Annotated in this window: 9 protein-coding genes, 1 tRNA gene and 2 rRNA genes (1 of these 12 cut by a window edge); 6 read left to right on the top strand and 6 right to left on the bottom strand. The window is 64.0% G+C overall.

What is annotated here, in order from left to right; all coding sequences use genetic code 11:
• The 3 genes from G9408_RS10145 to G9408_RS10135 all read left to right on the top strand — a co-directional run.
• Positions 1-539, top strand: a 23S ribosomal RNA gene (locus G9408_RS10145); it begins 2,252 nt to the left of the window's first position.
• 133 nt (positions 540-672) lie between these two features.
• Positions 673-787 (top strand): 5S ribosomal RNA (rrf, locus tag G9408_RS10140).
• A 116-nt stretch (positions 788-903) separates the two neighbouring features.
• A tRNA-Met gene (locus G9408_RS10135) sits at positions 904-980 on the top strand.
• A gap of 396 nt (positions 981-1,376) precedes the next feature.
• Here the strand turns inward: G9408_RS10135 and G9408_RS10130 are convergent.
• The 3 genes from G9408_RS10130 to G9408_RS10120 all read right to left on the bottom strand — a co-directional run bounded on the left by G9408_RS10130 (position 1,377) and on the right by G9408_RS10120 (position 5,120).
• Positions 1,377-3,851 carry an ABC transporter permease gene (locus G9408_RS10130; protein WP_168453877.1) on the bottom strand — a complete coding sequence of 825 codons (2,475 nt, stop codon included), beginning with the start codon at positions 3,849-3,851 and terminating at the stop codon, positions 1,377-1,379.
• Entirely contained in the window at positions 3,848-4,507 is a 660-nt protein-coding gene (locus G9408_RS10125; RefSeq protein ID WP_168453876.1) for an ABC transporter ATP-binding protein, read from the bottom strand. The genes G9408_RS10130 and G9408_RS10125 overlap by 4 nt, the downstream gene beginning before the upstream one ends.
• A 190-nt stretch (positions 4,508-4,697) precedes the next feature.
• Positions 4,698-5,120, bottom strand: a complete 423-nt coding sequence (locus tag G9408_RS10120) for a VOC family protein (RefSeq protein ID WP_168453875.1) — start codon at positions 5,118-5,120, stop codon at positions 4,698-4,700.
• Positions 5,121-5,200: 80 nt separating this feature from the next.
• On the opposite strand from G9408_RS10120, the gene G9408_RS10115 reads away from it, so the two are divergent.
• The 3 genes from G9408_RS10115 (at position 5,201) to G9408_RS10105 (ending at position 9,033) form a co-directional block, all read left to right on the top strand.
• Positions 5,201-7,075 carry an ABC-F family ATP-binding cassette domain-containing protein gene (locus G9408_RS10115; protein WP_168453874.1) on the top strand — a complete coding sequence of 625 codons (1,875 nt, stop codon included), beginning with the start codon at positions 5,201-5,203 and terminating at the stop codon, positions 7,073-7,075.
• Between the two features lie 207 nt (positions 7,076-7,282).
• Positions 7,283-8,368, top strand: coding sequence for a 4-hydroxyphenylpyruvate dioxygenase (gene hppD / locus G9408_RS10110; RefSeq protein ID WP_168453873.1), 1,086 nt, complete (start codon positions 7,283-7,285; stop codon positions 8,366-8,368).
• A gap of 113 nt (positions 8,369-8,481) precedes the next feature.
• The gene (locus G9408_RS10105) at positions 8,482-9,033 is read left to right on the top strand and encodes a VOC family protein (RefSeq protein WP_168453872.1); all 552 of its coding nucleotides are present in this window, start codon (positions 8,482-8,484) and stop codon (positions 9,031-9,033) included.
• A gap of 132 nt (positions 9,034-9,165) precedes the next feature.
• Here the strand turns inward: G9408_RS10105 and G9408_RS10100 are convergent, their stop codons facing one another.
• The 3 genes from G9408_RS10100 to G9408_RS10090 form a co-directional block, all read right to left on the bottom strand.
• On the bottom strand, positions 9,166-9,816 hold the full coding sequence (locus G9408_RS10100) for a YqaA family protein (RefSeq protein ID WP_168454105.1): 651 nt from the start codon (positions 9,814-9,816) through the stop codon (positions 9,166-9,168).
• Between the two features lie 60 nt (positions 9,817-9,876).
• Complete coding sequence (gene purH, locus G9408_RS10095; protein WP_168453871.1) at positions 9,877-11,469, bottom strand: bifunctional phosphoribosylaminoimidazolecarboxamide formyltransferase/IMP cyclohydrolase; 1,593 nt, start codon at positions 11,467-11,469, stop codon at positions 9,877-9,879.
• A gap of 259 nt (positions 11,470-11,728) precedes the next feature.
• The gene (locus G9408_RS10090) at positions 11,729-12,751 is read right to left on the bottom strand and encodes a phytase (protein ID WP_168453870.1); all 1,023 of its coding nucleotides are present in this window, start codon (positions 12,749-12,751) and stop codon (positions 11,729-11,731) included.
• Positions 12,752-12,822 lie beyond the last annotated feature (71 nt).

Here is a 12,822-nt window from a genome sequence, read left to right as displayed (position 1 = left end):
CTGACTGCGAGACTGACGAGTCGAGCAGAGACGAAAGTCGGTCATAGTGATCCGGTGGTCCCGAGTGGAAGGGCCATCGCTCAACGGATAAAAGGTACGCCGGGGATAACAGGCTGATGATTCCCAAGAGCTCATATCGACGGAATCGTTTGGCACCTCGATGTCGGCTCATCACATCCTGGGGCTGGAGCAGGTCCCAAGGGTTTGGCTGTTCGCCAATTAAAGTGGTACGTGAGCTGGGTTCAGAACGTCGTGAGACAGTTTGGTCCCTATCTGCCGTGGGCGTCGAAATTTGAGAGGAGTTGACCCTAGTACGAGAGGACCGGGTTGAACATACCTCTGGTGTACCTGTCGTCACGCCAGTGGCGCAGCAGGGTAGCTATGTATGGACGGGATAACCGCTGAAAGCATCTAAGCGGGAAGCCTCCCTCAAGATAAGATTTCATAGAGCCGTGGAAGACCACCACGTTGATAGATCGGATGTAGAAGCGCGGTAACGTGTGGAGCTAACCGATACTAATTGCTCTATTCGCACTTAAGAGTCCCACCATCAACGACAGTCCTGAATGGCCACAAGCCGCAAGATTGTCCGCGAAGTGGATGATTGTAACAAAGTCCAAATTGCACGGGCATTCGATTGAAACCCAAATTCGACCCACGCCGGCTTCATTGCTTGGTGACCATGGCGTCAGTGACCCACCCGATCCCATCTCGAACTCGGCCGTGAAACCTGACAGCGCCGATGGTACTATGGCTCAAGCCCTGGAAGAGTAGGACGTCGCCAGGCATTGCAGCCGACGTGAGGACGAATACGGAAAAACCCATTCACAAAGTTAGAGGCCGGCGGAAATGCCGGCCTTTTGCTGTTTTCGCGGATCGCTTTTGGCGCCGCGACATTGGTGGCGCGGGATGGAGCAGCCCGGTAGCTCGTCAGGCTCATAACCTGAAGGTCGTAGGTTCAAATCCTACTCCCGCAACCAACAAAAAGCCCGCTTTCCCTATGGGATTGCGGGCTTTTTTGCTTTTGGACGCTACGTTTGCGATGTGCGGCGCGACATTCGCTTTTGGGGTGGCGCGCCGACACTCCCTTATTCGTCATCCCGGACTTGATCCGGGATCCATTCGTCCGACGGTGCGTGGATGGATCCCGGATCAAGTCCGGGATAGCGAAGAAAATTTGAAGGAGGTCGCGGTCGTTTCGGGCCATTGCGGCGGGATCGACACCGATTGGCGCTGAGGATCGGTTGCGGCCATTCCCAACCTTGTTTTTTTGCGAAAGCGGCAGCTCCGGCAAAACTCGCCGACACACGCTGTCCGACCGAAAGCCGCCGTTCGCGCGGCTCATGACCAAATGCGGTCGGGCTCGGACAGTTCGCTTAAGTCGCCATCAGGTCCCGGACCGAAACCTTGAGGTTTTGGCGGCACGCCAAATAGCCCACGAAACATACGGCTCCGACCATCGCGAGGATGATCGTCGCCACCCAAAGCATGTCGGGGCTATACGTCAGGTCGAACTGATCCCGATAGATCAGCAATCCGGCGCTCCACGTGCCCGCGATGGCCCCAACGGCGGCAATCAGGGCGGTGACGCTCCAGTCACAGAGATTGAGACGCAGGCAATCGCGCTCGCGCAGTCCCATGCTCATCAGTAGGCCGTTTTTCTGGCGGTCGTCGGCGCTGAAGCCGCTGACCGACGCGGCGAGCACGAAGAGCGCGAGCAGCAGCACCATCGCGGCATAGCCCGCCGTCACCTTCGTGACGATGCCGAGCGTCCGGTCGAACCGCTCGGTCAGCTCCTGCAGCGGCACCAGCGAGAGCGTCGGGTGCTGCTGCCACAGCGCCGCCAGCGCCTTCCATGCCGGCTCGGACAATTCCATGCTGCCCATATAGCGGGTGGGGGCGTCGATCTGCGGCCTCGCGGATAGCGGCACCTGGAACCAGAAGGTGATCGACCCGGCACCTGGTCGATAGGCATGGCTCGCGACCAGCATGAAATCATGGCGCGCGCCGCCGATCTGGTAGGAGAGCGTGTCGCCATAGGCGAGGCCCATGTCGGTCATGACTTCGGGCTCGGCAGAGATTTGCCGCCACTTGTCGGTGCCGGCGGACCACCATGTGCCGCCGACGAGGCGATTGTTTTCGGGCATCGCATCGGTCCAGCTCAGCCGGATCGGATCCTTGAGTGTCGCCAATGTGTCGCTGGGTTTGTCCATGTCGGCCAGCGCCTTGCCGTTCACCGATACGAGCTGCGCCGACACAAAGGGACGCAAGGCTCGGATGCTGCTGCCCGTCGCTGCGGCCCAGTGACGGATCGCGTCGATCTGGTCGGACTGGGCTTCGGCGATCATCAGGTTGCCGTCATGGCTGCGGCCATGGCTTTCCATCATGGTCCCGAGGTCGCGCATCAGCATCAGCGAGAACAGCAGCAGCAGGCCGCATAGTCCGAGACCCATCACCTGCGCCGATTTGGCGAACAGACGCTGGCGCATCATGAAAAAGGCAAAGGGCAAGAGCCCCGCGCGGCGGCGGCCCCACGCATCACCCAGCCGGATGACCGCCCAGGTCAGCGCCGCCATCAGGGCGAGGGCCGCGGCGATCGCGGTCAGCGTCATTCCGGTCAGCAACCAGTTGTCCGAATAGGCCGCGGCGAGCAGCGTCACGGCGGCAATGTTCCAGAACAGCCGCTGCCAGACATGGCGGCCTTCGCCGGGGTTGCGAATGAGCGAGAGCAAGGATGCGCGCGACAGCTGGACAAAACTCGGCACCTGAAGCGCGAGCAACAGCAGGAAGAAAAGGCCGATGGTCTTCAGCGCCGGTGCGACATGCCATGCGGCCCGCAGCCCGGGGAAATAGGCTTGCAGTTCGGCGACGATCAGCGCGTAGGCCAATATTGCCAGCGCGCTGGCGAAGGCGATCGACAGCAGGAAGCCCGCGAGCCATTCGCCGAGCGCCATCAGCATCGCGGTCCGGGAGCGCGTACCAAAGCTGGCATAGATCGCGAGCCGATAGCGCATTTTGGCGAGCCAGCGACGATTGGTCATGTCGAGCGCGACCGCGCCCATGAAGAACAGGATCACCGATGCCAGGCCGAGGAAATTTTCGGTGCGTTGCCAGAAGCTGGCGAGCGGATGCTGGCCGCCGAATTTCCGGATTACACTGGCGCCGGGCAGCGCCTGCCGCGCCCAGGTTGCAATCGCCTGTTGCTGCCTTTCGTCGGCCGTGGCCAGATAGCGCAGGCGCCCCTTGCTGCTGCTGATCGACGTGGCGGCCAGGCTTTCGGCGTGCACCATCGCGCGCATCGCCACGCTATGACCCTCCATGATGCGGTCGGGTTCGTGGAACAGGATCGCGCCGAGCCGCAGGTCGGCGCCGCCGATAGTGAGGATGTCGCCCACGTTCGTCCGCAGCTTTATGGCAAGCCGCGAATCGATCCAGATATCGCCGATCTTCGGCCCGCGGCCGACAGCACGCTGGGTTGCGACCGGCGTGTCGCCGATCTGCAGATCGCCCTGCATCGGATAGGCATCGTCGACCAGCTTCAACTGGACGCGCGCCCATTCATCCTTGTGCGTGAGGGTGATGTCGGTGAGCTGGGTGACCGAAAGGCCCGTCGCGATCGATCGGAACGTCGCTTCGTCGCGCTCGGTCAGCGGCGAATGGGTTTCCACCACCAAATCCGACCCGAGCATCTGATCGAGATTGTCCGACAGATAGCGCTGGATCGACGCACCGGTCAGCGTCAGCGTCAGCAGGAAAAACAGCAGCGCCGTCTGGGTCGCCATGCTGATGCGCCCGTCGCCGCTCCTGAGGTCGCGCCAGCTGTTTTCGAGCATCAGTTGGAGCCTGCTCATGCCGCGGCCTTCAACTGGCCGCTGTCCAGTAGCAGAACGGTGTCGGCCCGCTTGGCCATCGCGTGGCTATGGGTCACGATGACCAGGCCGCACCGCGTTTCCCGGGCGCAATCGAACATCAGCGCGGCGACGCTTTCGGAGGTGTGGACGTCGAGATTGCCGGTGGGCTCATCGGCGAAGATGAACCGCGGCCCGGTCACAAAGGCGCGGGCCACTGCAATGCGTTGCTGCTCGCCGCCGCTCAATTGATGCGGACGGTGCCGCGCGCGATCTTTCAGTCCCACCTTGTCCAGCCAGGTCGCGGCAATGTCGAACGCATGGCGGTTGCCCTTCAGGCGAAGCGGCAACGCCAGATTCCCGATCGCATCGAGCTCCGGCATCAGGTGGAACTGCTGGAAAATGAAACCGGAGTTGGCACGCATCGTCAGCGCGTCCACTGCAACCCCGTCGATGGTGAAACGGACATCCCCGTCCGCCGGAATTTCCAGACCTGCCGCGATCGACAGCAGGCTGGACTTTCCCGCGCCCGAAGGGCCGATGATCGCTAGCGTCTCATCCGCGCGGATCGTGTAGGAAAGGCCATGGAACAGCTCGATTCGTTCGCTGAGCGTATCGAAATGATGGCTGATGCTGTTTAGCTCGATCGTGTCCGGCATAACCTGCTCCCGTCGCTTCGGAGACGTGCGCCCAAGGCACGTCACTCGACGCTGAAAGGGCGCTCGTAGCGCGGCGAGCATCAAACGGGCGTCAAACGGAAAGCAGGCTAGCCTTGGCCAAGCGCGCGACGCCTGCGGCGCGAGCGATTTTCAGGCAAGCGAACCTGCGAGCGGCCCGATGCGCCTGCGCTCAGGTGGCGAAGAGTTGCCCCATATCCTCGAACGCCTTGAATTCCAGCGCATTGCCCGCGGGGTCGAGAAAGAACATCGTCGATTGCTCGCCCGGCTGCCCGGCAAAGCGGGTGTGCGGTTCGATAACAAAGGTCATGTCATGCGCGATCAGCCGATCGGCGAGCGCCTGCCATTTGGCGGGGGGCAGGACGACGCCGAAATGCGGCACCGGCACCGCGTGACCATCGACCGGATTATGCCCCGCGGCCGCCTCCCGCCGAGCGACCCGATGCGCGACGATCTGGTGGCCATAGAGGTTGAAGTCGATCCAGTCGGCGTCGCTGCGCCCCTCGGGGCAGCCGAGAATGGTCCCGTAAAAATGGCGCGCGGCGTCCAGATCGTCGACGGGAAAGGCGATGTGAAAGGGGGCGAGCTCGGTCATTCCCTGCATGTGCCGCACCCTTGCACGGAAAGCCAGTGCGGGACTTGGGTTGTGCGCCGCAACATGCTAGGCGCGCGGCCATGCTGACGATCAACGGAATCACTGTACGCCTGGGCGGGCGCGCCATCCTCGAACGCGCCACCGCGAGCCTGCCGGCGAAAAGCCGCGTCGGGCTGATCGGGCGCAACGGCGCGGGCAAATCGACGCTGATGAAGGTGATGATCGGCCAGCTCGAGGCCGACGAGGGCAGCATCGACATGCCGCGCAAGACGCGCGTCGGCTACATCGCGCAGGAAGCGCCGAGCGGCACCGCGACGCCGTTCGACACGGTGCTCGCCGCGGATACCGAACGCGCCGAACTGCTCGCGGCATCGGAGACCGAGCAGGATCCAGACAAGCTCGGCGACATCCATGAACGATTGATCGCGATCGATGCCTATACGGCGCCCGCGCGCGCCGCGCGCATCCTCATCGGGCTGGGGTTCGACGAGGATATGCAGGGCCAACCGCTCGACAGTTTTTCGGGCGGGTGGAAGATGCGCGTCGCGCTTGCCGCGCTACTCTTCTCCGAACCCGATCTGCTGCTGCTCGACGAACCGTCGAACCACCTCGATCTCGAAGCGACGCTGTGGCTTGAAAATTTCCTCCGGGCCTATCCGGGGCAGCTGGTGGTGATCAGCCACGAACGCGACCTGCTCAACAATGTCGTCGACAATATCCTGCATCTCGAGGGCGGCAAGGTCACGCTCTATGCGGGCGGTTATGACGCATTCGAGCGCCAGCGCGCCGAACGCGCGGCGCAGCTGGCGGCGGCCAAGGCGTCGCAGGATGCGCAGCGCGCGAAGCTGCAGGATTATGTCGCGCGCAACAGTGCCCGCGCCTCGACCGCCAAACAGGCGCAGTCGCGCGCGAAGCTGCTGGCCAAGATGCAGCCGATCGCCGCGCTGGCCGAGGATCAGACGCTGGCCTTCGATTTCCCGAGCCCCGACGAGCTGAAACCGCCGCTGATCACGCTCGACCTCGCCAGCGTCGGCTATGCCGACAAGCCGGTGCTTCAGCGGCTTAACCTGCGCATCGATCCCGACGACCGCATTGCCCTGCTCGGCCGTAACGGCAACGGCAAGACGACGCTCGCACGCCTGCTCGCGGCACAGCTTACCCCGATGGCGGGCGCGATGGCGGCGTCGGGCAAGATGCGCGTCGGATACTTTACCCAATATCAGGTCGAAGAACTCGACGGCAGCGATACCCCGCTCGCCCACATGACGCGGGTGATGGAGGGCAAGACGCAGGCGGCGATCCGCGCGCAGCTTGGCCGTTTCGGCTTTTCGGGCAACAAGGCGACGACCGAGGTCAAGAAGCTGTCGGGCGGCGAACGCGCGCGGCTCGCGCTGGCGCTGATCACCCGCGATGCGCCGCACCTGCTGATCCTCGACGAGCCGACGAACCACCTCGACGTCGACGCGCGCGAGGCGCTGGTCCAGGCCTTGAACGGCTTTGACGGCGCGGTGGTGCTGGTCAGCCACGACCGGCATATGCTCGAACTCACCGCCGACCGGCTGGTCCTGGTCGACGACGGCACCGCGCGCGAATATTCGGGCAGCATGGACGATTATGTCGACCTGATCCTGGGCAAGGGGCCGTCCAAGGACAAGGTGTCGAAAACCGACAAGAAGGAAGACCGCAAGGCCGCCGCTGCGGCGCGTGAAGCGGCGGCGAAAATCCGCAAGCAGGTGTCCGATGCCGAGGCTGATCTCGCGAAATATCAGGTCATCCTTTCCGCCATCGACCGCGCGATGTTCGACCCGGCGGGCGCCGTGAACGAATATAAAGGCCTGACGATGAGCGAGCTGTCACAGCGCCGCGGCAAGATCGTCGCCGCGCAGGAAGCCGCCGAGGCACGCTGGATCGCGGCAGGCGAAGCGCTGGAGGCGTTTGAGGGGGTGGGGGCGTAAAGGGTCACGCAGGACCGCAACGTCATCACGCTCCGTCATTGCGAGCGTAGCGAAGCAATCCAGCGCGGTTTGCGCACACTCTGGATTGCCGCGTCGCTTCGCTCCTCGCAATGACGGCTCGTTTCGGCGGTGGAGCATCGCCGAGCATTGACTCTCCCACCCCAATCGACCATATTAGTTTCAATTGAAACTAGATGGGGATCGATCATGGCTGACCTGTTTGACAATCCGCTGGGTCTCGACGGTTTTGAATTCGTCGAATTCTCCGCACCCGAAAAAGGCGTCCTCGAACCCGTTTTCCAGGCGATGGGCTTTACCCAGATCGCGCATCACCGCTCGAAGGATGTCCAGCTGTGGCGCCAGGGCGGCATCAACCTGATCGCCAATTACGAACCCAAATCGCCTGCCGCCTATTTTGCCGCCGAACATGGCCCGTCGGCGTGCGGCATGGGCTGGCGCGTTCGCGATGCGGCCAAGGCGTACAGCGAAGCGATCGAACGCGGCGCCGAACCGGTCGAAACGACCCCGGGTCCGATGGAACTGCGCCTCCCCGCGATCCGCGGCATTGGCGGGTCGATCATCTATCTGATCGATCGCTATGGCGACGACCTCAGCATCTACGACATTGATTTCGTTTATGAGGAGGGCGTCGATCGTCATCCGGTCGGCGCGGGCATGCAGCTGATCGACCATCTGACGCACAATGTCTATGGCGGCCGCATGGCGCATTGGGCAGCCTTTTACGAGCGCATCGCGGGCTTCCGCGAAATCCGCTATTTCGACATCAAGGGCGAATATACCGGCCTGACGTCGAAGGCGATGACCGCCCCCGACGGCAAGATCCGCATTCCGCTCAACGAGGAAGGTGCGGGCGGCAAGGGCCAGATCGAGGAATATCTGCGCGCCTATAATGGCGAGGGCATCCAGCATATCGCGTTCAGCTGCGACGATCTTTACGCCGCGTGGGACAGGCTGAAAGCGCTCGGCAACCCGTTCGCGCCGTCGCCGCCGGCGACCTATTACGAGATGCTCGATGAGCGCCTGCCGGGACATGGCGAGCCGGTCGAGGCGCTGCAATCGCGCGGGATCCTGATCGACGGATCGACCGAAGATGGCGACCCGCGCCTGCTGCTCCAGATTTTCGGCCAGACGGTGATCGGCCCGGTGTTCTTCGAATTCATCCAGCGCAAGAAGGATGAAGGGTTCGGCGAGGGCAATTTCACCGCCTTGTTCAAATCGATGGAAATGGACCAGATCCGCCGCGGCGCGCTGGAAATCAAAGAACCCGCTTGATTTATTTGCCGTAGCCCTGAGCCCGTCGAAGGGAGCCTATCGCCGATAAGCGCCCTTCGACGGGCTCAGGGCTACGGTGAAAGGCGAGCGCAGCACAAATGGAGTTGGGTAAAATGACCAGTCAGTCTCCGATCAAACTGGGCGGTGTCCACCACGCCGCCTATCGCTGCAAAGACGCGAAGCAGACGGTCGAGTGGTACGAACGCATGCTCGGCATGACCTACACCACCGCTTTCGCCGAGGATCATGTGCCGTCGACCGGCGAATATGACCCCTATATGCACGTCTTCCTCGACGCCGGGAACGGCAACATCCTCGCTTTTTTCGAACTGCCCAACCAGCCCGTGATGGGGCGCGACGAGAACACCCCGGCGTGGGTCCAGCACCTCGCGTTCAAGGTCGGCAGCTATGACGAGCTGGTCACAGCCAAGGCACATCTGGAAAGCGAAGGCGTCGACGTGCTCGGCCCGACGCACCACGGCATCTTCAAGTCGATCTATTTCTTCGACCCCAACGGCCACCGGGTCGAGCTGGCGTGCGACATCGGCACCGCCGAGCAATATGCCGAGCTGCGCCGCGTCGCGCCGCTGATGCTCGACGAATGGAGCCAGACGAAAAAGGCGCCGCGCCACGCCGATTGGCTGCATACGGCGGCGAACGAGTAAGCATTTTTCTCCCCTCCCGCAGGCGGGAGGGGGCGGGGGTGGGCCAGCAACCTCCGGGGGCCCACCCCGCTGCGACTAGGGAGCAAGCTCCCAAGTCTCGCTGCCCCTCCCGCCTGCGGGAGGGGTGTGGGGCTATTTCCGATCCAGCCCGATGCTTTCCCACGTCGCGCCGCTGCACGCGTCGGCGCTCTTGTCGCCGTCACCCGAAAGCAGCCCGACCACGACAAAGCCGCCGATGACCAGCGCGACGAAGGCGGTCGTCACCATGCCGAGATATTTCTCGATGAATGCCTTGATCGGCGCGCCGAAGACGCGGAACAGGATGCCGACGGCCATGAAGATCATGCCGCGCCCGACGATGCTCGCCCCGATGAAGGTCGCGAGGTCCATGGCAGTAAAGCCTGCGGTCAGCGTCATCAGCTTGAACGGGATCGGCGTGGCGCCTGCGATGATGATCGCCTCCGCGTCATATTGGTTGAGGAAGCACACCGCGACGGGGAATTTCTCGGTCAGTCCCAGCGCGCCGAGCAACCACAAGCCGATGCTTTCATAGAGGAAATAGCCGATCGCGTAGCCGAACAGCCCGCCGAGCACCGATCCGATGGTGCAGATCGCGGCATAGCGCACCGCGCGCTTGGGATCGGCAAGGCACATCAGCCCCAGCACCGGATGCGGCGGGATGGGGAAGAAGCTCGATTCGACGAAGGCGATGGCGAACAGCCACCATTGGGCATGGCGGTGCGACGCCTTGGCGATCGTCCAGTTGTAGAGATGGGCGAGCAGGCTGCGCGCGGTGGGGCGTGCCGTCGGATCGATCTGAATAGCCATTTATGCGCCTCTCGATCAGTGCCGGAAGTGGCGCATGCCGGTGAAAACCATCGCGAGCCCCGCTGCGTTCGCCGCGGCGATCACCTCATCGTCGCGGATCGACCCGCCCGGTTGGATCACGCAGGTCGCGCCGGCCTCGACCGCTGCCAGCAAGCCGTCGGCAAAGGGGAAAAAGGCGTCGCTCGCGACCGCGCTGCCGACGGTGCGCGGTTCGGCCCAGCCATGGCTTTCGGCCGCCTCGCGCGCCTTCACTGCGGCGATGCGCGCGCTGTCGCGGCGGTTCATCTGTCCCGCGCCGATGCCCGCGGTCGACCCGCCCTTGGCATAGACGATCGCGTTCGACTTCACATGCTTGGCGATCGTCCACGCGAACAGCGCGTCGGTGAGTTCCGCGTCGGTCGGCGCGCGGTCGGTGACGATCTTCAATTCGTCGCGGGTGATGCGGCCATTGTCGCGGCTCTGCGCCAGCCAGCCGCCGGTGATCCCCTTCAGCATCAGCCCGCCGCGCGCCGGATCGGGCAGTTCGCCGGTGAGCAACAGGCGGAGGTTCTTCTTCTTTGCGAACACCGCGCGGGCGTCGGCATCGGCGTCGGGCGCGCACACGACTTCGGTGAAGATGCCGCTGATCAGCTCCGCCGTCGCGCCGTCGAGCGGCCGGTTGACCGCGATGATCCCGCCGAACGCCGACACATCGTCGCACTTCAGCGCCGCGTCATAGGCTTCGGCGATCGTCGCCGCGCTCGCGACCCCGCACGGGTTCGCGTGCTTGACGATGACGCAGGTCGGATCGGCGTCGCGGAATTCGGCGACGAGTTCGAGCGCTGCGTCGGCGTCGTTGATATTATTGTACGAAAGCTCCTTGCCCTGCACCTGTTCGGCGCCGGCAATCCCGCGCGGTCCGGGGACCGCCGGAATATAGAGTGCCGCCTTCTGGTGCGGATTTTCGCCGTAGCGCAATTCGCTGGCGAGCTTCGCGGTCAGCGGCAGCGTGTCGGGGAAAGTCTTGCCCTGATCGACGATCGCGAACCAGCGCGCGATGGCGCTGTCGTAGCTTGCCGTGTGGGCAAAGGCGGTCGCGGCAAGGCGCTTGCGCAGCGCGAGCGTGGTCGCACCGCCATTGGCGTCCATTTCGGCGATGACCGCGGCATAATCTTCGGGCTCGGTAACGATGCCGACGAATGCGTGGTTCTTCGCCGATGAGCGCACCATCGCGGGGCCGCCGATGTCGATATTCTCGATGACGGTGTCGCGATCGGCGCCCGATGCGACCGTCTGGAGGAAGGGGTAAAGGTTGACGACCACCAGATCGATCGCACCGATGCCATGTTCCTGCATCGACGCGACATGCGCGGCGTCGTCGCGCACCGCGAGGATGCCGCCGTGCACGGTCGGGTGCAGCGTCTTGACCCGGCCGTCCATCATCTCGGGGAAACCGGTGAGATCCGCCACGTCGAGTACATTATGCCCCGCCTCGCGCAGCGCCTTCGCCGTGCCGCCGGTCGATACCAGCTCGACGCCATGCTTGACGAGCGCGGCGGCAAGCTCGGCGAGCCCCGCCTTGTCGCTGACGGACAAGAGGGCGCGGCGGACGGGAATCAGGTCGGTCATGGAAAGGGCGGCCTTTGCAGGAAGGGAAAGACGCGGCTCCCCTAGGCGCGAAGGGCGGTCAGGGCAAGTGCGACCCACCGGTAAACGGGCTGTGTGCTCCCGCGAAGGCGCGAGCCCATCATCTGTACGCGCGACCTTGAACCGGCCCGAAATGGGTCAGTATCGGGTTGAACATGCCCCGCATGTTCAAGGATCGTCCGGGGGACGACCCGACCCGATGCTCCTTCGCGGGGACACAGAATTTTTCCAGCAGCAAAGGCTACAGCCCCAGCGCCGCCGCGATCTGGTCCCAGCGCACCAGCTTGAAATTCTGGGCACGCGGCTCGTTATGCCCGTCCTGCGCAAGGAAAAGCCCGTCCGGGAAAGCGGCGCCAAAATTGCCCGCGACGGCCTCGATCCCGTCGGTCTCGCTCACCGCGCCAAAGGCTCCTGCGGCGACCGCGAAACGCCCGGCATAATCCATCGACGGCAGCTTGAAGACCGCGAAAGCGTTGTCGCCCTGGCTCGACACGAGCAGGTAGCGCTGCCCCTTGTGGTCGATCGTCGCCAGTCCCTCGACATCGGCGACGAGGCGCTGGTTGTCGACCGGCGCGACCATCGTCGCGGTCGCCGCCTTGCCGTTCGGCTCGAGCCGCCACACACCGGCATCTTCCTCCCCGACATAGAGCGTGTCGCCGTCGAAAACACAGCCTTCGGACTGGGTCGGGATCTTGTGCTCCCACTCGACCGTGAAGGTCGGCGTGCCGTTCACCGCCAGCGTGCCGACGCGCACCGTGCCATCCTTGACGATAAGCGCGGCGGTGATCGGGGCGCCCGGCGCGGTCCGTTTCAGGCACAGGCCATAGGCTTCGCCGCTGCCCGCCGCGGCGCGGCCCAGCGGGGTGATCGCGGGCTTGTCGGCGTCGAGGCGGAATAGCGCGAGATGCGCGCTCACCCCGTCGTTGCGGTCGCTCGCGACGATGATGTCGCCGACGACATCGACATTGTTGACGAGACCCGCCTGCGTGAAGGCGATGTCCTTGCCGCTAAGGTCATAGACGTGCAGTCCCGCCTTCTTGTCGGTCGCGACGATCAGCGCGCGGTTCGGGTTGGCGGGGTCGACCCACACCGCCGGGTCGTCGGCGGCGTCGGCGCGGCCGGTTCCGACCGGCGCGGTCTCGGCGCTTGCGGTCACCTGCACTGGCGGCAGGCCGGTGATCGCAGGCTGGCTTGCCGCGCATCCGGCGAGCGCGATCGCAAAAGCGAACGAAGACAAAAGCTTCGCATGATGGATGGCCGACATCGTCTTTCCCCTGATTGCGGACGCGCCGCGGCGCGGTTGGTCGCGCCCCGTTCCAGCAAAGTTGCGCTGCG

The organism is Sphingopyxis microcysteis, from assembly GCF_012274265.1.
Taxonomy (GTDB): Bacteria; Pseudomonadota; Alphaproteobacteria; order Sphingomonadales; family Sphingomonadaceae; genus Sphingopyxis; species Sphingopyxis microcysteis.
This window is presented reverse-complemented; position numbering and strand designations above follow the sequence as displayed.